Raw genomic sequence first — 25,193 nt, 5'->3', positions numbered from 1 at the left:
AGAACAATATCGAAAAGCTTTTATGGGGGGATGAGGCGATCAAGAATATTGAGATAACGGTTAGATGGGATAGGAGGAATGATAAAGATTTAAATTAACTTTTTGATTTTAATTTATTTTTTGTTTTATTTTTCTCCTCCTCCTACCTACTCCCGATAGAATTTTGTCTGGGATGAGGAAGGGGGTTAAAGCGCTCTGCATACTAGGCCAATACATTCTTACTAATAATGAGGTCTGGTTATTTATGTCGCATCTTACCTTCAACAAAACACAATTTCAGGCAGCACTAAAACGTCAATGGCAATTTTTAGGGCTGGAGTCAGAACAGGAAATGACTTCCCACCAATGGTGGCAGGCAATTAGTCATGCTGTTGCTGAGTTATTGGCAGCGAATCCTAAAAAATCCACATCCTCCACACTTCGTCATGTGAATTATATTTCAATGGAGTTTCTGATTGGGCGCTTAACAGGAAATAACTTGTTAAACCTAGGTTGGTACCAGGAAATTGCAGATATATTAAAAGAATACCATATTGAGTTAAGTGATTTACTTGAAGAAGAAGTTGATCCGGCATTAGGGAATGGCGGATTAGGGCGGCTTGCAGCTTGCTTCTTAGACTCAATGGTCACTGTTGGTCAACCTGCGATTGGTTACGGCTTGAATTATCAATATGGCTTGTTTAAACAGTCATTTGTGGATGGTAAGCAAGTGGAAGCCCCTGATAATTGGCAGCGTGATAGCTATCCATGGTTTAGACATAATGCTGAGTTAAATGTACAAGTAGGTATTGGTGGCAACGTCACACAAGATGGTCATGTTTCACGTTGGGAACCTGCTTTTATCATACAGGGTGAAGCGTGGGATTTACCGGTTGTCGGTTATTTGAATAATGAAACGCAGCCTTTACGTTTATGGCAAGCGTCACATGCTCAACCATTTAATTTCGAATTATTCAATGAAGGACACTTTTTAGAGGCAGAAAAAACAGGGGTAGACGCGCAGAAACTGACCCAAGTTTTATACCCAAATGACAATCACTTAGCAGGAAAACAATTACGTTTAATGCAGCAATATTTTCAATGTGCTTGCTCTGTTGCGGATATTTTACGCCGTCACCATCGTGAAGGCAGAGCGATAGCGTCATTACCTGAATACGAAGTGATTCAATTGAATGATACGCACCCAACGATTGCTATTCCTGAAATGATGCGTGTATTGCTGGATGAACACCTGCTCGATTGGGATACCGCATGGAAAATCACGAGCCAAACATTTGCTTATACTAATCACACTCTGTTGCAAGAAGGGCTTGAGTGCTGGGATGAAAGCATTATGCAGCCGTTGTTACCTCGTCATATGCAGATCATTCATGAAATTAATCAGCGGTTTAAAAAATTGGTCGAACAAAAATGGCCAACTGACCAGACGGTTTGGCCTAAAGTTGCTGTGGTTTATGAAGGGCAGGTACGCATGGCAAACTTGTGCGTCGTATCTTGCTTCGCGATTAATGGTGTTGCCGCGTTGCACTCTAAGTTAATCACGACAGATTTATTCCCTGAATATAATCAGTTATGGCCTGAGAAATTTCTGAACATCACCAATGGCGTCACACCACGTCGTTGGATTAAACAGTGTAACCCTGAGTTAGCAGCGTTAATTGATGAGACGGTTAAGCATGAATGGGCTAATGACCTTGAAGCGATCAACGTCTTGGAAGAACATGTTGACGACCGCCAATTCCAGCAAAAATACCGTGCAATTAAGCAACGTAATAAGCAACGATTAGCAGAGTTTGTCAAAGCGCGTACAGGTATCGTGATCAATCCGCAAGCCATGTTTGATATTCAAATCAAGCGGTTGCATGAGTATAAGCGTCAGCACCTTAATTTATTACATATACTTGCTCTGTATAAAGATATTCGTGAGAACCCAACAACACCACGCGTACCTCGCGTATTCTTGTTTGGCGCTAAAGCGGCACCTGGCTATTATTTGGCTAAGAATATTATTTATGCCATCAATAAAGTTGCTGAAGCGATAAACAATGACCCAATTGTGGGGGATCAACTTAAAGTCGTCTTTTTACCTGATTACTGTGTTTCTGTTGCCGAAAAACTTATCCCAGCAGCGGATATTTCTGAACAAATCTCAACGGCGGGCAAAGAAGCTTCAGGAACGGGTAATATGAAGTTAGCGTTAAATGGGGCATTGACGATGGGAACACTGGATGGTGCAACGGTGGAAATTGCAGAACAAGTGGGCGCAGAAAATATATTTATTTTTGGACTGACTGTTGATGAAGTTAAGCAACTGAAAGCGAACGGGTATGACCCACTCACATGGCGTAAAAATAATCCTGTACTGGATGCGGTTCTCACTGAATTAGAAGATGGCACCTACAGTGACGGTGATACGCAAGCCTTTGCACAGTTGGTACAGAGTCTGGGCAAAGAAGGCGGAGACCCTTATTTATTGATGGCTGATTTTGCGAGCTACGTTGATGCACAACAAAAAGCGGCAACGTTATATCAAGATCAAGATGCATGGACACGAACAGCCATCTTAAATACAGCACGCTGCGGCATGTTCAGTTCAGACCGTACCATTGCTGATTATCAAGCGCGTATTTGGCAAGCAAAGCGTGAGGCATAGGAGAGAATATGCAGTGTGAAAGAAAGAATGTTGAAAGGCTCTCGCCAGACATCGCTGCAAACTATATTAATGCCTATGGTCAGTTGCAGGATATTGAATTAGATATCCAGCAAAAGTTGTTTGATGCTATGGGGGGGGAGGCCCCCCATTTAAAACAACAAAGTCTGCCTTTGCCAACCGTAAAAGTCATTCGTGAGAATGATGAAATCAGTATCGCCATTCAAGGGAGTGGCGAGTTTCAATGGGTGTTTGAAACGGAAAATCAGCAATGCCAACACCAAGGAAATGTGTTGGCTGGGCATCCGCTAGTGTTGCCTGCAAATCTTACTGTGGGTTACCACAGTTTGCTCCTTAAGCAGCAAGAAAAGCAATGGCATTGTACGGTGATTGTGGCACCAAAGCGTTGTTATATACCGGCTGAAATTGAGAAGGGCAAAAAGCTGTGGGGCGCGAATATTCAGCTCTATACATTACGATCAAACCGTAATTGGGGGATTGGTGACTTTGGTGATCTTCAGCATTTAGTCGGGGAAATAGCGACTCGAGGCGGTAGCTTTGTGGGCTTAAACCCCATTCACTCATTATTTCCAGCAAACCCAGAAAGTGCCAGCCCATACAGCCCATCTTCACGTAGTTGGCTCAATATTATCTATATTGATGTGGATTCGGTTGCTGACTTTCAATTAAGTGAGCAAGGAAAGCGCTGGTGGGATTTAGCGGAAACGCAGGCTCGTTTACACTCCGCTAGAACGAGTGATCTTGTTGACTATTCGACGGTTACTGAATTAAAACTAACGGCATTAACCTTTGCTTGGCAACAATTTTCATTACGAGAGAAAGCAGACTCATTACGTTTAGCTTTTGAACAGTTTGTCGATGAACGTGGTGAGAGTTTATATTGGCAAGCCGCCTTTGATGCACTACATGCGACCTTGATGGCGCAAAACGAAGCTTATTGGGGATGGCCTGTTTGGCCTGAGGAGTATCGCCATGCAGACTCTCCATCAGTAAAACAATTTTGCACAGAACATCAAGATGAAATCGCATTTTGGTCGTGGTTGCAATGGTTGGCATGGCAGCAATTTTCTGACTGTTGGCAACGTTGCCGTGATGCCAATATGCCAATAGGTTTATACCGAGATTTAGCCGTTGGTGTTACCCAAGGAGGGGCTGAGACGTGGTTCGACAGCAAGTTATATTGTACTCAAGCCTCTACTGGTGCTCCGCCTGATATCTTAGGGCCGCTAGGGCAAAATTGGGGAGTGGCGCCTTTTAACCCATACACCTTAGTAGAACGTGCTTATGCGCCTTTTATCGACTTAATACGTGCAAATATGGAAAATTGCGGGGCATTGCGTATTGATCATGTGATGTCATTATTACGTCTTTGGTGGGTGCCCGAAGGAGAAAGCGCAGCGCGTGGCGCCTATGTGCGTTATCCCGTGGATGATCTTCTGGCTATCTTGGCATTAGAAAGTCAGCGTATGAAGTGCATGGTTATTGGCGAAGATCTTGGTATCGTCCCTGAGGAAATCGTCAGTAAACTGCATGACTATGGTGTGTTTTCATACAAAGTGTTGTGGTTTGAGCATGACGACCAACGTCAAGCCCGACCTCCTGAAATGTGGGCGGAGCAAGCGATGGCTGTCATATCGACACATGATATGGCAACACTAAAAGGATATTGGGAAGGGCATGACTTTGTATTGGGTGAGCAATTAGGTCTTTATCCCGATGCCAACATGTTAGCTCACCTAAGACAGGATCGCGAGGCGGTAAAACAGGGCTTGTTAACCGCGTTAAGGTCGAGAAACACGGATAATCCACTTGCGAACGGGCATTTATCGGCAGATGAAGTATCACAAGATCTTGTCGAGCAATTACATCGTTTTGTCGCGGGCTCAAGCAGTGCATTATTGGGGTTACAACCGGAAGATTGGTTAGGAATAAAGGAGCCCGTAAATATCCCCGGAACCAGTTATGAATACCCTAACTGGCGCCGTAAGCTCACGAATACTTTAGAAGAGATGTTTGCCAGTCAGCACGTTAATCGCTTAATCGAAGAGGTGGATAAACAACGTAACCCTTTGAGTTAACTTTTATTTTTTTTTGGTGGATATGTCCTGTTGTTGGGGCATATCCATTCAAAACGCGACATTTCTTATTTTTTGCCCGCGACGAGTATAACGCAATCACCGAGATAGCAAAGGTGCAACATTTTACCCATTGTTAAGAATGTGCTAGCGGTGTGCGCTAATAATTAAAAAAGGTGAATAGCGATTAAAAATTTCAGCTTCTGGTTTTGCCAATAGGGCTTCATTAATGACTTTGGGCTCTTTAAGTGCATCGATAACAAATCCTGCGTTGAGTAACCCCATAATATAACTTTCGACAGTTCGGTGATATTTAATGACGTTATCAACAAACCATGAGGTATGACGTATAGATTCATCCTGATAATTATCGACAGGCATACAGATAAACTCACCAGACTCATTTTTCATAAATGAAGATGCATGAGCCGTACACATTGGATGTTCAACCGAAAATATAAATTTCCCGCCCTCTTTGAGGTGAGAATAGACCTCGCTTGCAAGCTGATTAAAGTTTTCGATATAGTGGATTGCAAGAGAGGAAATAATAAAGTCAAAATGTTCAACGAATGTCATAGGATCAGTCATTGACGCATGAATATACTCAATATCATCAGTATGGGTCAGCTTTTTGGCTTGTTCTATCATGTTACTTGAAAGCTCAATACCGTAAACTTTTTTCGCCCCTTTACTGTGCGCATACCGTGCAAAATCACCAAAGCCAGATCCCAAGTCGAGAACGATTTTACCTTTTAAATCAGGTAATAGCGCCCTTAGTGCCGGCTCTTCCATGATGCCATTAAGACCTGTATCATTGACTCTTAATGCTTGATAATTTTTAAAGAAAATGGGGTCATCATAAATATTTTGTTCTTTCATGGGGAGTCTCTGCATCGTTATCAATTATCTTCAATCTATTACCACTGATCACCACTGCGAAAGTCACAATAGAGTGGTTGGGAAAAATCAATTGTTTTATCTTTTGTCCATCCAAAAACACCGCCTTCTTCATCAATGGAATGAATGTAAGAGCCTTGTTTGAGCTCATAGAGCTTCCCTTCCCAAACATGCCATCCAACCGATTGATATAAATGGCGGCCTTCTTCAGAAGCAGATAACAGCCCGAGTTGATAACAATTAGCGATTATCTCATTAGTTTCTAACATGAGTTGTCGACCAATACCTTGGCGGCGGTAGTTATCTAAGACCGCCATAGCTTCGACATAGCCTACTGTGACGGGCTGATGACCTAATGCCATATTGCGCTGAACAATGGAAACGTGGCCAACAATATGTTGTTGGTCATAAGCTAAAATATGCATGCCACCTAAAGCGTGCTGAAAGTCATCTCGAGAAAAATCACTGTCAAAGCTTTGGTATAACAAAGTGTAGATAGTCTCTTTTTGGTCATTCGATAACTGCGATGTATGGCGACCGAAATATTGGATAGTCATAGCGTCTCTTAAAACGTTAGAAATAAAAGTAAATAGAATCAACGGTTTTTCTGGGCGACCCAAATATGCCAATAATCTTGTTCAATAATTGGGGATAAATGGGATAGATGATGACGTAATGTATTCACTAAAAAGGTAATTTGATTATCATCTAACTCATGCAAAATGGAACGCCCTGTACGCGCGCTAATATCTTGTTCTAGTGAAGAAAAATTATCATAAATACGTCGAGTCTCACAAAAAACCTGAGAGGAAACAAGTTTGAAGCCATTTTGCTGTAATTCAGTTTCGACTTGTTTCTGAGTGGGTCTGCGTTTAGCTTCAACGTCAATCAGTTTGGGAAAGCATTCAAAGAAGAAACCACGTAAGTGTTGTTCTCCACCCGGGAGGGTAACATTCTCCATGGTTCTATCTTGAATAATAAAGTAGCCTTTATCGGAGAGAACTCGATGAATTTCTTGAAAATTATTATTGTAATCTACTAAATGATGGATCAACGCCCGTTCAAAAACTAAATCAATACTTGAAGAGGCTAAACCTGTTTTTTCAGCATTACCTTGTTGGAACGTGGTTTGTGGATAATCTATCGATTTTTCTCTAGCGGTTTTAACCATATGTTCAGAAAAATCAATACCAATGACATTTTTTGCGCCTAATTCAGCCCACGCTCGGCTGTATATTCCACCACCACAGCCAATATCTGCAACGATTTTATTCTTTATATCCACTTGTTTCTCAATGAAATCCATCCATTCTTTAGCTACTGAACGAGTAGCGTAAGTCGATTTGTTTTTTTCATCATGAAAATCTATAGGCATAGAAAAAATCTCACTTTTAATGATAAGTCCAAACGCAGGGGGCTTCGTTACGTTAAATTCATTTTCCAAGTTTATGAGTGCGAATTGTATTACATATAACGGGTATCTATGATGTCTAGAGTGCTTATTGATAACTTAAATTTGAAAAATATGGGGCTGTAAAATTGAATGTTTTTTGTTTTTTTATCGGTAACTCATCACCTTTAAAAATCATTTAATCTTTAAAGTCGATGATTTTCAGCAATAAATTCTGAAATGACGTAGTGGAGATTTTATCTTATTGTGACTGGCATCTGTTCACAGGAGCTGGTGGGATGATGGAAAAAAATATCGCTGCTGCACATGATGCGGCCTTTAAAGGATTTATGGCGCAAATAGAAAATGCTCGGGATTTTTTTGAGATCCACCTGCCTGAGCATCTCCGCTCTTTATGCGATTTTGACACGTTGTCGCTGACTAATTCATCATTCATAGATAAACAATTACGTTCTCGTTTATCTGATGTGCTGTATTCCGTGCAAACAACACAAGGTCAAGGGTATATTTACTTATTAGTCGAGCACCAATCAACTCCTGATAAACTCATGGCTTGGCGCTTAATGCACTATGCTTTTTTAGCCATGAATCAACATATGCAGCAAGGGAATACTTCATTACCGACGGTGATCCCTGTCCTTTTTTATCATGGAGGGCGTTCACCGTATCCCTATACACAGCTGTGGACTGACTGTTTCCCGTTTCCTGATATTGCTAATGATTTATATACCCAGCCATTTCCATTAGTTGATGTCACGGTGATTGATGATGATGAACTGGTTAATCACCGAAAGGTTGCTGTGATGGAATTGGCAATGAAACATAAACATATCCGTGATGAGATCCAACGGGTACTCCCACTCTTGGCGCAGGCGATTAATAAGCACTATAATAGCAGCAATGATGTGATTACTATCCTCAATTATCTGTTTGCTACTTGGGATACGACTGACTTTGAACACGTTATTCAAGTGTTAGAGGAACAAACAGAACAACACAAGGAAACAGTCATGAATATAGCGCAACGCTTACATAATAAAGGTCGCCAAGAAGGGCTTCTTGAAGGCCGAGAAGAAGGCCGAGAAGAAGGTAGAGAAGAGGGGCTAAAAGAAGGTCGAGAAGAAGGTCGAGAAGAAGGTCGAAAAGAAGGCATACAAGACGCCAGAATTACCTTGGCACGTAACTTTCTTAGAAATGGCGTTAGCCTGGAAATTATTATGGAAAGTACAGGGTTAAGTCGTGAAGAATTAATTTCATTACAATAAATTTATCAGGATAGTTGATAGTTATCTTTCAACTATCCTGAATTTATTATGCATTTAACGTGGCTTACAAAAGTTAGAGGAACAAACAGAAAAACACAAGGAAACAGTCATGAATATAGCGCAACGCTTACATAATAAAGGTCGCCAAGAAGGGCTTCTTGAAGGCCGAGAAGAAGGTAGAGAAGAGGGGCTAAAAGAAGGTCGAAAAGAAGGTCGAGAAGAAGGTCGAAAAGAAGGCATACAAGACGCTAGAATTACCTTGGCACGTAACTTTCTTAGAAATGGCGTTAGCCTGGAAATTATTATGGAAAGTACAGGGTTAAGTCGTGAAGAATTAATTTCATTACAATAAATTTATCAGGATAGTTGATATTTACCTTTCAACTATCCTGAATTTATTATGTATTCAACGAGGTTTAACAAAATTAAGTGGGCACTGATCTAATTGAACTAACGCGTATAACAATTGGCTTAATGCACTATAGAAACCAAATTCATCATAGCGCATACACTGAGCGTTAAATTCAGGCAGCCACTGGAGTAGCATATCTAAGGTCTTTTGGCGTAATATTTCAATCTTTTCAAGGGATAAATGCAATTCGCCCGATGAAAAATGCAGATGACTCAATAGTTCAAGAATGATAGATAAATGGTCTATCGGTTCGTTAAATGCGTCATGACTTTGTAACCCAGCCTCCAGTAATAAGCATTTAACGTGTTCGTTTGCTTGCTTCATGTGGGGATAAACAGAAGCATAAGGTAAAGCGGACTGTTTATCTGACATTAAAAACAAACTACAAAAATCAGCAGCCAATTCAAGTTGTGCATCGTGTCTGACATGTAAAGTAGCTATCTTCGATTCTAATAATTGAACCTCAGTGCATAATGCGGCTTCACTTTTGAGGGTTGAAAACCAATCCGCCATTTCAGCGGATTGGATTTGAGCGAGTTTCTGCGTATCTAATTCATGAGAGAATAGTTGTGCTAGCCATGCATAAACACAGGCTATCTGTTCCGGCGTTAAGGCGGTTGACTTGGTCATTTATTTTACCTGCTGTGCGGGGACATATTCACATTGAGCTACCATTTCAATTGGCCCATTAAATGCATTGACGTTATCTATTTGCCCTGTATATTTTTCAATTTCAACTAAAGCAGTGTGAGCGCTGGTGGCTTGTGCCAACTGAGATGTACCAATATCTAGTGTTAATACATTTGGGTTACCGTATTTACATAGCGCATTGATTTCGCCACCTTTAGTGGGATCATACCAAGCCCCTTCATGAATACGTACTACACCGGGGGTATATAGGTCAGAAACCACCGCGCCAGCTAATACTTGTCCACGTTCATTGAATACTCTGACAATATCTCCGTTGTGAATACCTCTTGCTCTAGCATCTTGAGGGCTGATAAATACTGGTTCTTTTCCACTGACGGCATAATATTGACGTAATACGGGCGACTCACATAGCTGGGAATGCAAACGAAAATCGGGGTGGGCTGATTGCAAGTGCAATGGCCAGTGTTTCGAGCCCGGCCCTCCGTGGGAACGTTCGGCTTTTTCGAACCACATAGGATTGTAGTGGTTTAATAAATTTGGCCACCTGAACAGAGGTGATATGCTTACCTCAGAACAACACAGGTGCCTTAATGAAAAAACGAAATTTCAGTGCAGAATTCAGACGTGAATCAGCTCAGCTGGTTGTGGATCAGAACTATACAGTTGCAGATGCCGCGAAAGCCATGAATGTCGGGCTTTCCACCTTGACGCGGTGGGTAAAGCAATTACGGGACGAACGGGCAGGCAAAACACCGAAAGCATCCCCTATCACGCCGGAACAAATTGAGATACGTGAGCTGAAGAAAAAAATTCAACGTATTGAAATGGAAAACGAAATATTAAAAAAGGCTACCGCGCTCTTGATGTCAGACTCCCTGAACAGGTCTCGGTGATCGGGAAACTCAGAGCGCATTATCCTGTGGCCACTCTTTGCTGCGTGTTCGGAGTTCACCGCAGCAGCTATAGATACCGGGAAAACCGGCCTGACAATCCGGACGGCAGGAGAGCCGTATTACGTAGTCAGGTTCAGGAGCTGCACGGCCTCAGTCATGGCTCAGCAGGAGCAAGAAGTATCGCTGTAATGGCAACACACAGGGGCTTCCGGATGGGACGATGGCTTGCCGGACGGCTAATGAAGGAGATGGGGCTGGTGAGCTGTCAGCAGCCTGTTCACCGGTATAAACGTGGCGGTCATGAACACATTGCTATCCCGAACCACCTTGAGCGACAGTTCGCAGTGACAGAGCCCAATCAGGTATGGTGCGGCGACGTAACGTATATCTGGACCGGTAAATGCTGGGCATACCTGGCCGTTGTACTCGACCTGTTCGCAAGGAAACCCGTGGGCTGGGCAATGTCATTTTCACCGGACAGCAAACTGACCACCAAAGCGCTGAAAATGGCATGGGAAATACGAAATAAGCCATCCGGGCTCATGTTCCACAGTGATCAGGGTAGCCACTATACAAGCAGGCAGTTCCGACAGTTACTGTGGCGATACCGGATAAAACAAAGTATGAGTAGGCGTGGTAACTGCTGGGATAACAGTCCGATGGAGCGCTTCTTCAGAAGTCTGAAAAATGAGTGGGTGCCGGTGACCGGCTACATCAGCTTCAGTGAAGCAGCCCATGCAATAACGGATTATATCGTCGGGTATTACAGCGAGGTCAGGCCGCATGAATATAACGGTGGATTACCACCAAACGAATCAGAAAACCAATACCGGAAAAACTCTAAAACCGTGGCCAATTTTAGTTGACCACTACACTGAATACTCGCAGATAGCCTGATGCATATGCTCATAGAGCTCAATTTTTTTTCCAAATGAACGTGAACAAATGATTTGCTCTTTAGTTTTTGCTACTTCTTCAAGCTCGATGCAAGATTCACCGTTCAGCTCTCTCACAGTGCGTTCTACAACCACACCGAATGTTTTACGGATCATGGTTGTTTCAGCCCTAGCCAAATCAAGCGCTGTAACTATTCCCATAGCATTTAGCCGGTTACTTATTTTTCTACCCACACCCCATACTTCATTAACAGGCACAAGGGACATGAGCCTTTTCTGACGTGAAGTAGCACTCAAATCGACTACACCGCCTGTTTTGGTCCATGTTTTAGCAGCATGGTTTGCCAGTTTAGCCAGTGTTTTAGTTTGAGCAAAACCAACACCGACAGGTACATGAGCAATCTGCAAAATTCGTTGTTGTATCTTGCGACCGTAATCTTCTAACGGGAAATTTCTAAGCATACCGGTCATATCAAGGAATTGTTCGTCAATACTATATGTTTCTACTCGTGGGGCAAAACCTGATAGTGTGTCCATTACGCGGTTGCTGATGTCAGCATAAAGCGCGTACAGTTGGCTAAGAATTCCTGTCAAAGATAGATAAGTAAGCGATTAACCATTACCTTTCATAGGTTGATAGTATCTAATATTAAAAAAATCACCGAGCTTAATCAGCTGTCTATTTTTAATAGTAAGTATTCATCAACATGTCTAATTTTTACCAATTGGATTACTAAGATGTACTAAGTTTAGTACCGAGGGATCGAATGTACAATCTTCACTCAGCACCAACACAATTCACTTTGTCGGGTGGACGACATTTGTTATTAAAAGCCGTCTTCTTGAGAACCCTGCGTGCAACTTTCACTGTACTAGACTCAAACATTTGATACCCAGTAACTTATAGAGCAGCCATTACAGGATCATTCCAAGAGTTGCGAGTTAGCCTTTTCGTTTTAACCAAGTACTCTTGATATTGAGGGGCAAATAGTGTCACTGCACTTCGGATTTTTACATGTTGTTCATTGATACTTGAGTCATCAATAAACGCACAGAAACTTCTGTGGAAAGATTTTCTGAACCAGAATTAAGGAGGGATAAGGTATATCACACTTAATTTGACAAAAAAGACCAGCACTCAATTGTGCTGGACTAATAGTACAACCAATAAAATTTCTTAGCGAAGAATTACCATTGGTAGTTGAGTACTTTCCATCATTTTAAGTGTATTACTGCCAAGGAAAACCTGTGCCAGCTTAGAGCGTGAAAATGCGCCCATCACAAGCATTTCAACATCATGACTCGATTTATATTCCATCAATGAATTAAATACATTGCCTTCCAATAAACTCGAACATACTTCAAATCCATTCTCTTTCAGCATAGCTTCGGTTTGCTGAAACTTTTCTTGTTGTTTAGGTTGATTGTTTTTCACACTGACAAGATGACATGTCAAACCATGAAGTAAGCCTCCTTCAATAATAGTTTTCACCGCTTTATCTGCGGTTTCACGCCCATCATAAGCCAACATAAAACTTTTAGGGGCTGCAAACTCTTTATTGGCAATAACAACAGGAGTATGAACTTGACGAATAATTTGCTCAATGTGAGAGCCCACCACATTGAAATTATCACCATGGCTTTCACCAGAGCGTCCAATCACAATTAAACGAGCCTCTTCTTCCAGATCATAAATGGCTTCAACGATACCGCTATGTCGTTGCATTTTTTCAATTGTGTGACAACCTTGTGCTTGCGCTAATTGAGAAGCATGTTCCAGCATCTCTTTACCTAACTCCAAGGCTAATTTGCTTTTTTGTTCATCTAAACTGGCCATTTCAGTTAATAAAGATGAACGAGCGCCTAAGCCAATAGCACCACTAAGATCTTCGGCTTGGGTTGATGGTGTTTTCTCAATTGCGTGTAACAACAACAATTTTTTATTCAATTTATTCGATGCCCAAATGCCAGCACGGCAAGTGGAATCAGCATAGATTGAGCCATCAATACAGGTAATTACGTTATTCATTACTTTCTCCTTAGTGGCCTGCCATGAGCTTTTCGACTTCTTTAGGATCATTATGCACACCAAACTTATCAACGATGGTTTCTGTTGCTTCACTCATCCCAATAATTTCAACATCTGTTCCTTCGCGTCGGAATTTAATCACCACCTTATCAAGTGATGATACTGAAGTAATATCCCAAAAGTGAGCATGAGTGAGATCAATCACAACTTTATTCACCACCTCTTTAAAATCAAATGATTCAATAAATTGCTCTGATGATGCAAAAAAGACTTGTCCCATAACTTGATAAGTTCGGCTTGCATCTACTGGTGACTCTGTTTTTACCACCATAAAACGACCAATTTTATTGGCAAAGAATAACGTCGCTAATAACACCCCGACAAAAACACCAATTGCTAAGTTATGCGTTGCCACAACCACAACAACGGTCGTTATCATCACAATATTTGTTGATAATGGGTGCTTTTTAAGATCTCTAATTGAACTCCAAGAAAAGGTACCAATTGCTACCATAATCATTACTGCAACTAACGCTGCCATCGGGATTTGCTTAAGCCATTCATCTAGAAAAACTACCATGATGATAAGATAAATACCGGAGCTTAAGGTGGATAATCGTCCACGTCCGCCAGATTTAATATTAATAATTGACTGGCCAATCATGGCACAACCAGCCATACCGCCCATTAAGCCTGCACCAATGTTAGCAATACCTTGTCCCTTACACTCTTGATTACGATTACTTTTGGTATCCGTAAGGTCATCCACAATCGTGGCGGTCATCATTGATTCCAACAGACCAACCATAGCGAGGCCCAATGAATAAGGTAAAATAATGAATAAAGTTTCAAGATTAAGTGGAACTTCTGGCCATAAGAAAATAGGCAGCGTATCGGGAAGTTGCCCCATATCACCAACAGTTCGTATATCCATTCCAGAGACGCTTGCTACAATTGTCAAAACGATGATGCAAATCAAAGGAGATGGGATCGCTTTACCGATAGCAGGAACATATGGGAATAAATAAACAATTCCTAACCCTGCTGCTGTCATCGCGTAAACATGCCAAGTTACATTGGTTAACTCGGGCAATTGAGCCATAAAGATAAGAATTGCTAATGCATTAACAAACCCCGTCACGACAGAGCGTGATACAAAACGCATTAAGCTGCCGAGTTTTAAATATCCGGCTATGATTTGGAATACCCCTGTTAACATAGTTGCCGCTAACAAATACTCTAAACCGTGGTCTTTAACCAAAGTGACCATAAGTAACGCCATCGCACCCGTTGCAGCCGAAATCATTCCGGGGCGGCCACCCACAATAGAGATAATGAAAGTGATACAAAAAGAAGCGTAAAGACCAACTTTAGGGTCAACACCTGCAATAATAGAAAAAGCAATAGCTTCTGGGATCAGAGCTAAAGCCACAACAATACCCGCGAGCAAATCGCCACGAACATTCGAAAACCATTCAAGTTTTATTTTTTCTAACATGAAAATCCTATCATAAAAGAAAGCGACATCGATGCACACAAGATCCTATAGGCAGATTTAGCCTAAGATAATTTAGTGAACGCACTATGCTGCTTTGAAATTGTATTTAATGAAATTAATAGAATAAATGGTACTAAGGTACCTGCCGGCAAACGGCATAATAGTCACGCAAAATGGTGACAATTTTGAAGAAAGAGGTGGGTAGCCTAAGGCGGCGTAATATGCAACTTACAATCCTTTTAAAATTAATAATGTGTGAATTGTTACACGAATATCACAAAAGGTCTATATGGTAAGAACAAAAAAGAAACGGTTTTTCACTTCATCATTAGATGAATTAATCTTTAACACTCTTTTAGTCACTATGACACTGTTTATCTTTAAAGGACTGATAAGCAGGTATAAGAAGTAATAATCCGATCATAGTTAGGCCGCTAAACAAACCAAATAGAGTGGAAGCTGTCCAGCCTTTTTCAATAAATATCCCAAATATCCATGGGGCAGCTGCTGTAGAAAAGATCATCATTGAGGTCACCATAGAGCGGATTGCTCCAATATGCTGAGTCCCATAAATCTCTACCCATAATGCACTAATAACAGGACTGGAACTACCAATGCCTAGACCAAATAAGGACATAAATAGAGGTGCAGCCCAGTAATTATCCAATAACGTTAAGACTAATAAACCGGCAATTAAAGGTAATGGAAGAAATGGTAATAAAGATTTAGCTTGAAAACGATCAATCAAAGAGCCAGAGACCATAGAACTTGCCCAATGTAAAAAACCATATGCAACGAAACTACTCGCTAATAAACTTGCAGGCCATCCCTTTTGTTCCAGTAAGTAATTTTGTTGAATAAATACGGCCGTCACAATAAATGGAGCGGATAAAACGGCAGGAATAATCGACCAAAATCGCCAATCTTTCACGACATCTCTACGCCCTTGCTCTTGTGTTTTTGTGCTTTTGGGTTCCAAAGGTTTTTTCTTATCAGATGTATTCGACTTTTTTAATAAAGTTAAAGCCATTGGTAAATAAATAATCATGACTATCAATGCCAACATCAACCAACTCCACCTCCAACCAAGCAAAGCGATAGTCGTCATTAAAATTATGGGAAGCACCATTTCACCGAAGGCAACTCCGCTAGCAGAAAGGCTAAGCGCTTTCCCCCTTTGGTGAGTGTAAACTCGAAGCATGGTTGTTTGCGCGGTATGTGGAAAGAGTCCTTGTCCAGCGAGCCTCAGTCCCCAAAATGCAAAAAATAACATCCACACAGTTTGAATGTTCGCCATTAATAAACAGGAAACACAAAGTAAAAATGACACGACAATAACCACTTTATGCAAAGCCCAACGGTCAACAAGGCCGCCAACCATAAAAATGACGGCACTACTGCACAACGTGGCAATGGCATAAATGAAACCATAGTCCTCAGCAGAAATGTTAAGTGATTGTTGAATATCTGCGCCATACCAACTCAAAAAAAATGATTGGCCAATATTACCGATAAAAACAGTAATAAAGCCAAAGCTTAAAAGCGGCCATTCTTGGCTCATAAAACGAAAATAACTACTCAAAAATCACTCCAATAATCAATTGATTGGAAAACAACAATCATACGTTTTCTAGAAATAAGATACCTTTTTCCAATCCCTGTCGATACCCTAATTCTAGTTTTCCTTTAGATCGAGTAAAACGAGAAACAGGGAATGAAGGTGGGGGGGCAATCACATTAATTTTGCAATCTTTAGGAGGAGCTTGAATAAAGTCTAACGCTTGATTATACATTTCATGACGCTTAAGCATCGCAGTATATAATTGAGGATACTCTTTTTCTAATGATTTCATCCACTTTAAAATATATGGCTTCTTTTTTCTATAGCCTAAGGGCTGAGATAATATCACCGTAATATCTCTTGCGCCTTGCTGATAAGCAAACTTGACAGGAATAGCATCAGCGATCCCTCCATCAGTCATTGGTATACCATCAACCATGGGATAATAACGATAAACTAACGGAATAGCACAAGAAGCCATGATCGCAGAATGGTTAATATTATCACTCGAAGTTTGATAATAGCAGGGCTCCCCCGTAGTAATATTTGTTGTCACTACCCAAAGCGGCATGAAAAATGGTCTATGTAACGGCTCATTGTCATATGAGCTTCTCCACAGCCACCCGACATCGCACAAGTGCCCCCCCTTAATATAACGTTTCAGATTAATGAATTCAGAGCTAGTAGCATATTTTTTGATGATTTTTTCACTACGGCCAACTTGCTTTGATAAATAACCAACAAGATTTGTAGAACCAGCAGAAACACCTACAAAAAAATTAAAATCATAATAATTATGAGCCATTAGTGCGTCTAGTACTCCAGCTGCAAATATTCCTCTCATCGCTCCGCCTTCAACCACAAGTGCTTTATTTTTTATCATTTTTCTATCTCCTTAGAACACAAGCTTAATTTTTCATAGAATGGTTCGATAAATAAATATGAAAATTCATTATGAGCTAATCGAGTTTGTGATCTTTGAAGTTCAAGTGAAATGTTAAAGCCATAATTTTGCAGTTGGTAAATAAGTAGTGTTTCTGCTGCAATCCCACTAGTACCAATATAATAAGTCAGCATAATTTCATTACTGCCAGATTTTATATTTACTAATTCATTGCTATGTATACCTACAAAACCAAATGATAATATGTGAGGGGATTCGTTTTCATAAAACTCAATGTTATCATTATGTGGTTTTTTTATGACAAATTGATAGTCGTTCAACTTAGAAAATAGCATCTCTAGCCGTTCTTCGACCGTGCAACCATTTAATCTCTCATTAACTTTATATATATCACCATATCGCTTGAACCTTTTAAACCAACGGTTTAAGAATCCGCTTTGATTAGGGATAAAAGCATTATTAAAAAACTTAAATAATGATAATGATATTTTCTTTTTCCGTTTAAGATCTTTAAATTCTTTAATTACAAACTTAGGGAAATTAAATTCATCATAATTTGTTCGGAGTTTATTATTAAAAACGAACTTTAACTCAACATTTAACATGTGGTGATAAAGTTCTACATCTTGCTCGTTCATTAAAACCCTTATTATAAAATAATTTATATAGAATCTAATGAAGATAAGTGAATGGAATATTGCAAACCATACTTAATCCACATCACTTATTTCATTAGTTTGAAATAAGAAAACTAAAAACAGATAAATTTTCTGAGTTATAGTTGATATGGATAATTGTTACATTGGCCTGCTCTAAAAAAAGTTTCCTTGATAGTATCAATGACTGTTATCAAAGTAAAGCTTGCTTTTAACAAATCCTTTACATGTCATTAGGTTGCACAGTTTATACACTTAATAACACAAGGATTAACGTCTAAGCGTTTGGGGTTGATATCTTCACCACATTGAACACAATAGCCATAATCATCTTCTTTTATCCTATGTAATGCACCTCGAATAGCAACCAGTTGCATTTCTCGTCTTCTTTGGTGTTCTAAAGCCATTTGTTGGCTTTGCATCGCATCCATTCTTGATAAACGCCCGACACTTTGTTGATCAAGCTGTACTGTTGCATGTCCGCCAGTTTGTATCCCTACAGATAACTCATCGAATAACTCTCGTTCCATGGCTAAAAGCTTCTTTTTGAAATAGGCTAATCGCAATTCATTTTCACTCATATCTGTCCTTAGTAGTTGTAAATATATTATAAATAGAAGCCATCAATAACTTAACCGTATTCCGATACGAAAGGTTGAGGCTAAAACTAATCTAGCTTCTCTCGTTTTTTGAATTCTAGAACGTTGTTTGTTGACCCCGTTTTTTCCATTTTGATCATTAACTCAATATGCTTGCATTCTTCAGGTATATGTTTCCACATGGCAACGGTGACTTCGTGCATTCTCACGGCTTGAGACTTTAAGCGTTTTTTATAATCTCCAAGCTTTTGTTCTTTCTTTTTAATTTCGCCCTTGAGCTTTTTGATTTCTTTTTTGGCTTTGTCTAAGTCTTCCTTAGCCTTTATGTGGAGAGGGTGACTGCGAATCACATTATCGGACACATTGCTTGCACCATGAACACGCGTTGCTTCAGCGCCTTCGATCAGCGCTTTTATTTCTGGATAGCGTCTGGCCGATCCATTTGATAACCCAGCTTCTTTTTCAACATTAGAAACAACAATTTTAAGCTTGTTAGCTTTAAGCTTTTGTTTCAACTCCCGGTTAATCGGCTTTTGATCAACAAGTCGCGCCAATGCGTCTCTTAACTGCCTTTCTGTTGAGTTTAATCCAAACTTGTCTGCCATGCCTTACGTCCCCATTGTCGTTTCGATCACTAAATTCAGCACATCTTCTGCAAATTCATACTTTTCATATTTAAACCCTAGATCATCCATGATCGCTTCCGCAGCTTTTACCTGCATCATGTATTTGGTTGCAGAACTGGAATTTAATTCATTGTTTTCTTTTAAAAACTCAATGTTGCGCATTGCGTCCATACGGGAGGATTCAGCATAAGCAGCATTTTCAATAAAGTCATATTCGCAGTCTACACATTCACTTAAATCAATGTTGATACGCATTGAACATTGAGTGTTAGTACAATACATCGAAGGAGCAATAGCGTGTAAGTGTTCTTTCCCGTTGGTCAACCGATCTATCCAGTAGTCAATTGATAGCTTGCGTTTGCTTACCCCATCTTCAAAATAACTTTCACCTTGGCGACTAATTTCAGCAACGGCTGCTTGACCTTTACCGCCCGCGATACGCTCACCATTCGCCATTTTTTGATATATGCGAGCAAATATCTCAGCTTGTTGTGTGACACGCTCTTTTTGTATTTCGCTGTATAGTTTTTCAAATGAATAGGCATTTCGGGCATACCATCGCGTCATCGCCATCGACAAATGCGAAAACTGTTGCTTCAAGGCGGGGAAAGAACACAATTCATAACCAATTAAGTAGTATGCGAGGGAGCGCCGTGTCTGATGTGGAGAGAAGTGAAATTTATCGCCCTGATTAAAAGATGTTTGGGTTGGGTCTGAAGTCTGTAAATACCCCATATCTTCTGCTGTAAGTGTAAAATTAAATTTATCGCGGTTAAACTTCGTATTAATTACTGTGTGCAATGCGCTCTTTCCTATAGGGTAGGGAAAAGCGATATCCTTCAAGTTTGCAAACATTCGATGATTATATTTCTTTGCAAATCTGTTGCGATAGGGCGTATTAATAGCATTCAGTATATGGAATGCTTTCCAGCCAGCTTCCGTGGTTATCTCCATGTTTTGCATCAATCGAACTATCTACTATGACGATATCTCCATCTAGAATCTGTGCGTCCATCATAGAAGTACCAGATACTCGTAAAAAGTATGTGCCTGAAGGGTGCTTGATCAGCAAAGAGTTTAAATCGATACGATCCTCTAAGTAATCACTCGCAGGAGAAGGAAACCCCGCAGGGATCTGCTCTGCGAAAAAAGGTAATGGAAGGGCTTCATCTACGGTACATGGGATTAATTTCATACGAATCTCAATACTGTATAAAAACACAGTATTGTATACATCCGAGTTAGGAAATTGCAAGCTATGTATTAGATATTAAAATGACTGGATAACGGCATTTACTGTTTAGCTGCTCACAAATCACGATATAGATAATTATTGTACTGTAAGCCTATTATTGAACTGAATGCGCGATGGGGGAGAGCACATTTTCCCCCAATCATAATTGAGTCTAAGACGAAACTATGCGAGATGCCCGTTACGATATTTCAGCCAGACTACCAGCGTTTTCATGAGATGATTTCGAGAACGAAAATAGAGGCTATTTCTAATTAACTGATCTGTTTTCTAAACCAAGCCTTGAACTGATTGCGTTTTGAGTGAGTGTACAGGTCGTAATCAATAGGATACTTTTTACGGAACTCGCTGATAGCTCGTTCGCATGTTTTTTTATCTTTTACTTGTTCTGATGAAAAACCTAGTGAAGCAATTTTTTGTGTAATTTGAGGGTCGGTGTGGTGTGGTGGTCTTTTCGGTTGAGCACCGACATCGAGTCCGAAACGAACAAGTTTATCATGAGCCAACTTTTGTACTTCAAAGATATGATCGTTGTTCATAGTATTAACTAGCATATCTATACATTCTGTACACTTATATTTACCAAGTAAGTGAATCGCCAGTAGCCTTTTCTCAAAGGAGTAAACAACACTTATATTTCTTTTAATATCTTTCCATACTTTTTCTGATGGTTCTGACTCACTATATTTCTCTTTTGGCTCCTCAAGAGATAATAAGAAATCCTTAGCGGTAATAGATTCTTTTAATAGCTTTCTTTTAAAACTATTGAAAGCAGTCTTCATGTATTGCAAAGGCTCTGCCATAGGATGTGATTTACCCGGCTTTGTTAATCTCTCATGCTCTTGGTAACGCTTATTAACTCTTTCCCAATCCTTTGGATAGATACGTTTAAACTCAGAAAAGAAGGAATCAAAATCACAATCAACAGCAAGGAGAGACAGCACCGTTGCTATTTTGAATTCTTTTTTTGGTATAACACTGCCTTTTGATACCCGTTGTCTACTCATATTAACCCTCTACATACCAAAGTTGGTTACAAACCCCACTTTTATGTGAGGTTACAATTTGAATTGTATGAAATTTTTTGGGGAAGAGAAAGCTGAAAATAGGGCTTGAATTGCCGATAAACTCTGAGGTGTATACCTTTTTATGAGGTAAGCTCAATGGGATCTAATGAGCATTTTTCGCATCCAGCATCTTGCCAACTACCTCATCTAAAGGAATAGTAACCTTGCCTTTCATAATGATTTTTACATAATTAATAGTGGAAGTTTGAACGACCTGCATGTTTATTTAAACCGTTTAATTTTATTAGTAACGGTAAATAATTCTGGTTCTTCAGATATGCTTTTGCTTTAAGCGCGAGATAGTAACTCTCAATCCCCGCAATCACCACAAACAAAACAGTAGCAGACTCATACCCTATCCCATATGCATAGTTTTTACAGTCGGGCAATATATCGTCACTGTGGCTATGTATTGCGGAATGAGGCTCACCGGTCAAAGTATTGATGATAATAATAACCGATGTATAGGCATGAGGACCCCAATTCACAACCGGCTCAATGCATTTACCGATATCATCACAACCATTTTCTACCGGTGGAATGACACAGGTAAGAGCTGAAATTACCTTTGTATCTCGAAAAAGAGAGTCAAGCTGGTGGAGGTACTTCAGCAATGAACCAATATAGCTATCAAGCATCACATGAAACTCCTGTTCTTAGAAAGAAAGAATCATAACCAAATATGCCAACATACAAATAGGTGTCTAACAAATACAGGAGCAAAACTTACACATCTGCGCCCCTGACTCGCTCTTTTTTCTCTCTTTTTCTCTTTTTTTCTCCCCCTTTTCTCTAGACGCGGCTGTTCAGGGTGGAACGCCCATGTAACTACACCATCTTTTGTATGTTGGCATATTTCATGGCGACTTTTACAAAATGAAATATGACCGATCATGCTATTAGGGGTCGTCTCAGAAAACGGAAAATAAAGCACGCTAAGCCGGTGGCAGCGGTCGCAATGGCCTAAACTTCCCCGCACCGACCTTGGCGCTGCTGCGCCATAGGTAATCGCCGGTCAGGTTGATGTGCTCCCACCCCAGCGGCGACAGATATTGCAACAATGTGTCGTCCAGCGCCGTGCCGTTGCCACGCAAAGCACTGCTGGCACGCTCCAGATATACCGTGTTCCACAACACGATGGCCGCCGTCACCAGATTGAGGCCGCTGGCCCGGTAGCGCTGCTGCTCAAAACTGCGGTCGCGGATTTCACCCAATCGGTAGAAGAAGACCGCCCTGGCCAGCGCGTTGCGCGCCTCGCCCTTATTCAGCCCCGCATGGACGCGGCGGCGCAGCTCCACGCTTTGCAGCCAATCCAAAATGAACAGCGTGCGCTCGATGCGCCCCAGCTCGCGCAACGCCACGGCCAAGCCGTTCTGGCGCGGGTAGCTGCCGAGTTTGCGCAGCATCAGCGAAGCCGTTACCGTGCCTTGCTTGATGGAGGTGGCCAGCCGCAGAATTTCATCCCAATGGGCGCGTATTTGCTTGATGTTCAGCCTGTCGCTGCTAATCATCGGCTTGAGCGCGTCATAGGCGGCATCGCCCTTGGGGATGAATAGCTTGGTTTCGCCCAAGTCACGGATACGCGGCGCGAAGCGAAATCCCAGCAAATGCATCAAGCCAAACACGTGATCGGTGAAGCCTGCCGTGTCGGTGTAGTGTTCCTCGATGCGCAAGTCCGACTCGTGGTACAGCAGGCCATCAAGCACGTAAGTTGAATCACGAATGCCCACGTTGACCACCTTGGCACTGAAGGGCGCGTACTGGTCGGAGATATGGGTGTAGAAAGTCCGTCCTGGACTGCTTCCATACTTCGGGTTGATATGACCAGTGCTTTCTGCTTTGCTGCCGGTTCTGAAGTTCTGGCCGTCCGACGATGACGTGGTGCCGTCACCCCAGTTGCCGGCGAAGGGTTGCCGAAACTGCGCATTCACCAGCTCGGCCAGCGCCGTCGAATAGGTTTCATCGCGGATGTGCCAGGCTTGCAGCCAAGACAGCTTGGCGTAGGTGGTGCCAGGGCAGGACTCGGCCATTTTGGTCAGACCCAGGTTGATCGCGTCGGCCAGGATCGTCGTCAACAGCAAGGTTTTGTCCTTGGCCGTGTCGCTGGTCTTCAGGTGTGTGAAGTGGCGGGTGAAGCCCGTCCATTCATCGACCTCCATCAGCAACTCGGTGATTTTGAGGTGCGGCAGCAGCATAGCTGTCTGGTCGATCATGGCTTGCGCGGCGTCTGGTACTGCCGCGTCCAGCGGCGTGATCTTCAGGCCTGACGCGGTGGTGATGATGGCATCCGGTAAGTCGTTGGCCGCAGCCATGCGGTTGACTGTGGCGAGTTGCGCCTCCAACAATTCCAACCGGTCATGCAGGTATTGGTCGCAGTCGGTGGCCACTGCCAGCGGCAATTCGCTGGCCAGCTTCAAAGTGGCGAACTTCTCGACCGGCACCAGGTATTCGTCGAAGTCCTTGAACTGGCGAGAACCCTGCACCCAGACATCACCGGAGCGCAGCGCGTTCTTCAGCTCCGACAGGGCGCATAACTCGTAGTAACGCCGGTCGATGCCGTCGTCGGTCAGAACCAGCTTTGCCCAGCGCGGCTTGATGAATGCGGTTGGCGCATCGGCGGGCACCTTGCGCGCGCTGTCGCTGTTCATGCCGCGCAGCATGTCGATGGCATCGAGCACACCCTTGGCGGCGGGCGCAGCCCGCAATTTGAGCACGCCCAGGAACTGCGGCGCGTAGCGGCGTAGCGTGGCATAGCTTTCACCGATGTGGTGCAGGAAATCAAAGTCGGCAGGCCGCGCCAATGTTTGCGCTTCGGTGACGCTGGCGGCGAAGGTGTCCCAGGGCATAACGGCCTCGATGGCGGCGAACGGATCGCTGCCGCTTTGCTTGGCCTCAATCAACGCTTGACCGATGCGCCCATACATCCGCACCTTGTCGTTGATCGCCTTGCCGGAAGCCTGGAACTGCTGCTGATGCTTGTTCTTGGCCGCGTTGAACAGCTTGCCGATGATGCGATCGTGAAGGTCGATGATTTCATCGGTGACGGTGGCCATGCCTTCGATGGCCAGCGCTACCAGCGTGGCATAGCGTCGTTGCACCTCGAACTTTGCCAGATCAGCAGGCGTCATCTGGCCACCTTCACGAGCGATTTTGAGCAGGCGGTTCTGGTGAACCTGCCGCTCGATGCCTGCGGGCAGATCAAGTGCTTGCCAGGATTTCAGGCGCTCAATATGTTCGAGCATGTGGCGAGAGTTCGGTTTGGCAGGCGACTGGCGCAGCCATGCCAGCCACGTCACTTTACTGCCGTCCTTGCGCTTGAGAAGTTCGTCCAGGCGCTGACGGTGGGGTGATAACAAAGAATCGGTCAGCGCCGCGTAAATGCGTCGGTTGGCACGGGTGATGGCCTCGGCGCTTGCGCGCTCGATGGCATTCATGGCGGGCAGGATAATGCTCTGCCGCCGCAGATTCTCGACAAGTGCGCTCGCCAGCACGATGCCTTTGTCGGTCTGCAAGGCCAGCTCGGTCAATGTATGCACGGCTTGCCGATAGTGGCTCATGGTGAAGGGCTTGAACCCAAAAACCGTTTGCAGCTCGACCAAGTGCTCCCGCCGTGTCTGTTCGCGCTGGCCGTACTCGCTCCAACTTTCCACTGGCATCTTGAGTTGCGCGGCCACCATGCGCAACAGGGGCGGAAACGGAGGCTCATCGACGCCCAAAAAGGTGCCAGGGAATCGCAAGTAGCAAAGCTGCACAGCGAAGCCCAATCGATTCGCGGCGCCGCGACGCTGACGGATCACCGACAGGTCGGTTTCGTTGAACGTGTAGTGCCG

21 protein-coding genes and 2 pseudogenes are annotated in these 25,193 nt (G+C 42.5%); 5 read left to right on the top strand and 18 right to left on the bottom strand.

The features are described 5' to 3' along the window. Nucleotides 1–244 precede the first annotated feature (244 nt). Nucleotides 245–2,653, top strand: coding sequence for a maltodextrin phosphorylase (gene malP, locus SJ312_RS14325; RefSeq protein WP_094963190.1), 2,409 nt, complete (start codon nt 245–247; stop codon nt 2,651–2,653). Nucleotides 2,654–2,661: 8 nt separating this feature from the next. Continuing rightward, nucleotides 2,662–4,749 carry a 4-alpha-glucanotransferase gene (gene malQ, locus SJ312_RS14320; protein ID WP_094963189.1) on the top strand — a complete coding sequence of 696 codons (2,088 nt, stop codon included), beginning with the start codon at nt 2,662–2,664 and terminating at the stop codon, nt 4,747–4,749. 144 nt (nt 4,750–4,893) lie between these two features. Here malQ and SJ312_RS14315 read toward each other — a convergent pair whose 3' ends face one another. The 3 genes from SJ312_RS14315 to SJ312_RS14305 are packed head-to-tail and all read right to left on the bottom strand — an operon-like array spanning nt 4,894 to nt 7,018. Continuing rightward, nucleotides 4,894–5,625 (bottom strand): class I SAM-dependent methyltransferase, encoded by a 732-nt coding sequence (locus SJ312_RS14315; RefSeq protein WP_172412311.1) that lies wholly within the window; start codon nt 5,623–5,625, stop codon nt 4,894–4,896. A 38-nt stretch (nt 5,626–5,663) separates the two neighbouring features. After that, the gene (locus SJ312_RS14310; RefSeq protein WP_094963187.1) at nt 5,664–6,200 is read right to left on the bottom strand and encodes a GNAT family N-acetyltransferase; all 537 of its coding nucleotides are present in this window, start codon (nt 6,198–6,200) and stop codon (nt 5,664–5,666) included. A gap of 38 nt (nt 6,201–6,238) precedes the next feature. Then, nucleotides 6,239–7,018, bottom strand: a complete 780-nt coding sequence (locus tag SJ312_RS14305; protein ID WP_094963186.1) for a class I SAM-dependent methyltransferase — start codon at nt 7,016–7,018, stop codon at nt 6,239–6,241. 314 nt (nt 7,019–7,332) lie between these two features. On the opposite strand from SJ312_RS14305, the gene SJ312_RS14300 reads away from it, so the two are divergent. Both SJ312_RS14300 and SJ312_RS14295 read left to right on the top strand, forming a co-directional pair. Next, nucleotides 7,333–8,319, top strand: coding sequence for an Rpn family recombination-promoting nuclease/putative transposase (locus SJ312_RS14300; protein ID WP_191901242.1), 987 nt, complete (start codon nt 7,333–7,335; stop codon nt 8,317–8,319). A 109-nt stretch (nt 8,320–8,428) separates the two neighbouring features. Further along, nucleotides 8,429–8,671 (top strand): hypothetical protein, encoded by a 243-nt coding sequence (locus SJ312_RS14295; protein ID WP_166268366.1) that lies wholly within the window; start codon nt 8,429–8,431, stop codon nt 8,669–8,671. Nucleotides 8,672–8,725: 54 nt separating this feature from the next. On the opposite strand, the gene torD is transcribed toward SJ312_RS14295, so the two are convergent. Together torD and SJ312_RS14285 are read right to left on the bottom strand one after the other, a co-directional pair. Further along, entirely contained in the window at nt 8,726–9,361 is a 636-nt protein-coding gene (gene torD, locus SJ312_RS14290) for a molecular chaperone TorD (protein WP_094963254.1), read from the bottom strand. Next, a pseudogene (locus SJ312_RS14285) lies at nt 9,362–9,901 on the bottom strand (molybdopterin dinucleotide binding domain-containing protein); the annotation flags it as partial. 71 nt (nt 9,902–9,972) lie between these two features. On the opposite strand from SJ312_RS14285, the gene SJ312_RS14280 reads away from it, so the two are divergent. After that, a protein-coding gene (locus tag SJ312_RS14280; protein ID WP_094963256.1) for an IS3 family transposase occupies nt 9,973–11,141 on the top strand; the annotation gives its coding sequence in 2 pieces (ribosomal slippage) (nt 9,973–10,222 and nt 10,222–11,141; 1,170 coding nt in all). A gap of 9 nt (nt 11,142–11,150) precedes the next feature. Here SJ312_RS14280 and SJ312_RS14275 read toward each other — a convergent pair. The 13 genes and pseudogenes from SJ312_RS14275 to SJ312_RS14215 form a co-directional block, all read right to left on the bottom strand. Continuing rightward, a pseudogene (locus SJ312_RS14275) lies at nt 11,151–11,756 on the bottom strand (DNA polymerase V subunit UmuC); the annotation flags it as partial. Nucleotides 11,757–12,348: 592 nt separating this feature from the next. Next, nucleotides 12,349–13,200, bottom strand: a complete 852-nt coding sequence (locus SJ312_RS14270) for a universal stress protein (RefSeq protein ID WP_024008861.1) — start codon at nt 13,198–13,200, stop codon at nt 12,349–12,351. 10 nt (nt 13,201–13,210) lie between these two features. Next, nucleotides 13,211–14,698 (bottom strand): SulP family inorganic anion transporter, encoded by a 1,488-nt coding sequence (locus tag SJ312_RS14265; RefSeq protein ID WP_024008860.1) that lies wholly within the window; start codon nt 14,696–14,698, stop codon nt 13,211–13,213. A gap of 355 nt (nt 14,699–15,053) precedes the next feature. Continuing rightward, a complete protein-coding gene (locus SJ312_RS14260) occupies nt 15,054–16,280 on the bottom strand; it encodes an MFS transporter (protein ID WP_024008859.1) in 1,227 nt (408 codons plus the stop codon). A gap of 37 nt (nt 16,281–16,317) precedes the next feature. After that, nucleotides 16,318–17,142 carry a patatin family protein gene (locus SJ312_RS14255; RefSeq protein WP_024008858.1) on the bottom strand — a complete coding sequence of 275 codons (825 nt, stop codon included), beginning with the start codon at nt 17,140–17,142 and terminating at the stop codon, nt 16,318–16,320. Then, complete coding sequence (locus tag SJ312_RS14250; protein WP_024008857.1) at nt 17,139–17,801, bottom strand: hypothetical protein; 663 nt, start codon at nt 17,799–17,801, stop codon at nt 17,139–17,141. Before SJ312_RS14250 ends, SJ312_RS14255 begins: the two co-directional genes overlap by 4 nt. Nucleotides 17,802–18,052: 251 nt before the next feature. Further along, on the bottom strand, nt 18,053–18,349 hold the full coding sequence (locus SJ312_RS14245; RefSeq protein ID WP_197701527.1) for a TraR/DksA family transcriptional regulator: 297 nt from the start codon (nt 18,347–18,349) through the stop codon (nt 18,053–18,055). A gap of 137 nt (nt 18,350–18,486) precedes the next feature. Then, on the bottom strand, nt 18,487–19,023 hold the full coding sequence (locus tag SJ312_RS14240) for a hypothetical protein (protein WP_024008855.1): 537 nt from the start codon (nt 19,021–19,023) through the stop codon (nt 18,487–18,489). A 3-nt stretch (nt 19,024–19,026) separates the two neighbouring features. Further along, nucleotides 19,027–19,998, bottom strand: coding sequence for a hypothetical protein (locus tag SJ312_RS14235; RefSeq protein ID WP_207393063.1), 972 nt, complete (start codon nt 19,996–19,998; stop codon nt 19,027–19,029). Then, a complete protein-coding gene (locus SJ312_RS14230; protein WP_141240729.1) occupies nt 19,943–20,239 on the bottom strand; it encodes a S24 family peptidase in 297 nt (98 codons plus the stop codon). The genes SJ312_RS14235 and SJ312_RS14230 overlap by 56 nt, the downstream gene beginning before the upstream one ends. 311 nt (nt 20,240–20,550) lie before the next feature. Continuing rightward, complete coding sequence (locus tag SJ312_RS14225) at nt 20,551–21,303, bottom strand: hypothetical protein (protein ID WP_071547970.1); 753 nt, start codon at nt 21,301–21,303, stop codon at nt 20,551–20,553. A 251-nt stretch (nt 21,304–21,554) separates the two neighbouring features. After that, a complete protein-coding gene (locus tag SJ312_RS14220; RefSeq protein WP_196053729.1) occupies nt 21,555–22,001 on the bottom strand; it encodes a hypothetical protein in 447 nt (148 codons plus the stop codon). Between the two features lie 297 nt (nt 22,002–22,298). After that, nucleotides 22,299–25,193: Tn3 family transposase (locus SJ312_RS14215; RefSeq protein WP_319868060.1), on the bottom strand; the 2,895-nt coding region annotated here is incomplete at its 5' end.

The sequence above is a fragment of the Providencia sp. CIM-Carb-044 genome, assembly GCF_033901115.1.
Lineage (GTDB): Bacteria > Pseudomonadota > Gammaproteobacteria > Enterobacterales > Enterobacteriaceae > Providencia > Providencia hangzhouensis.
Note: the sequence above shows the minus strand (reverse complement) of the source record. Positions and strands in the feature narration are given on the sequence as shown.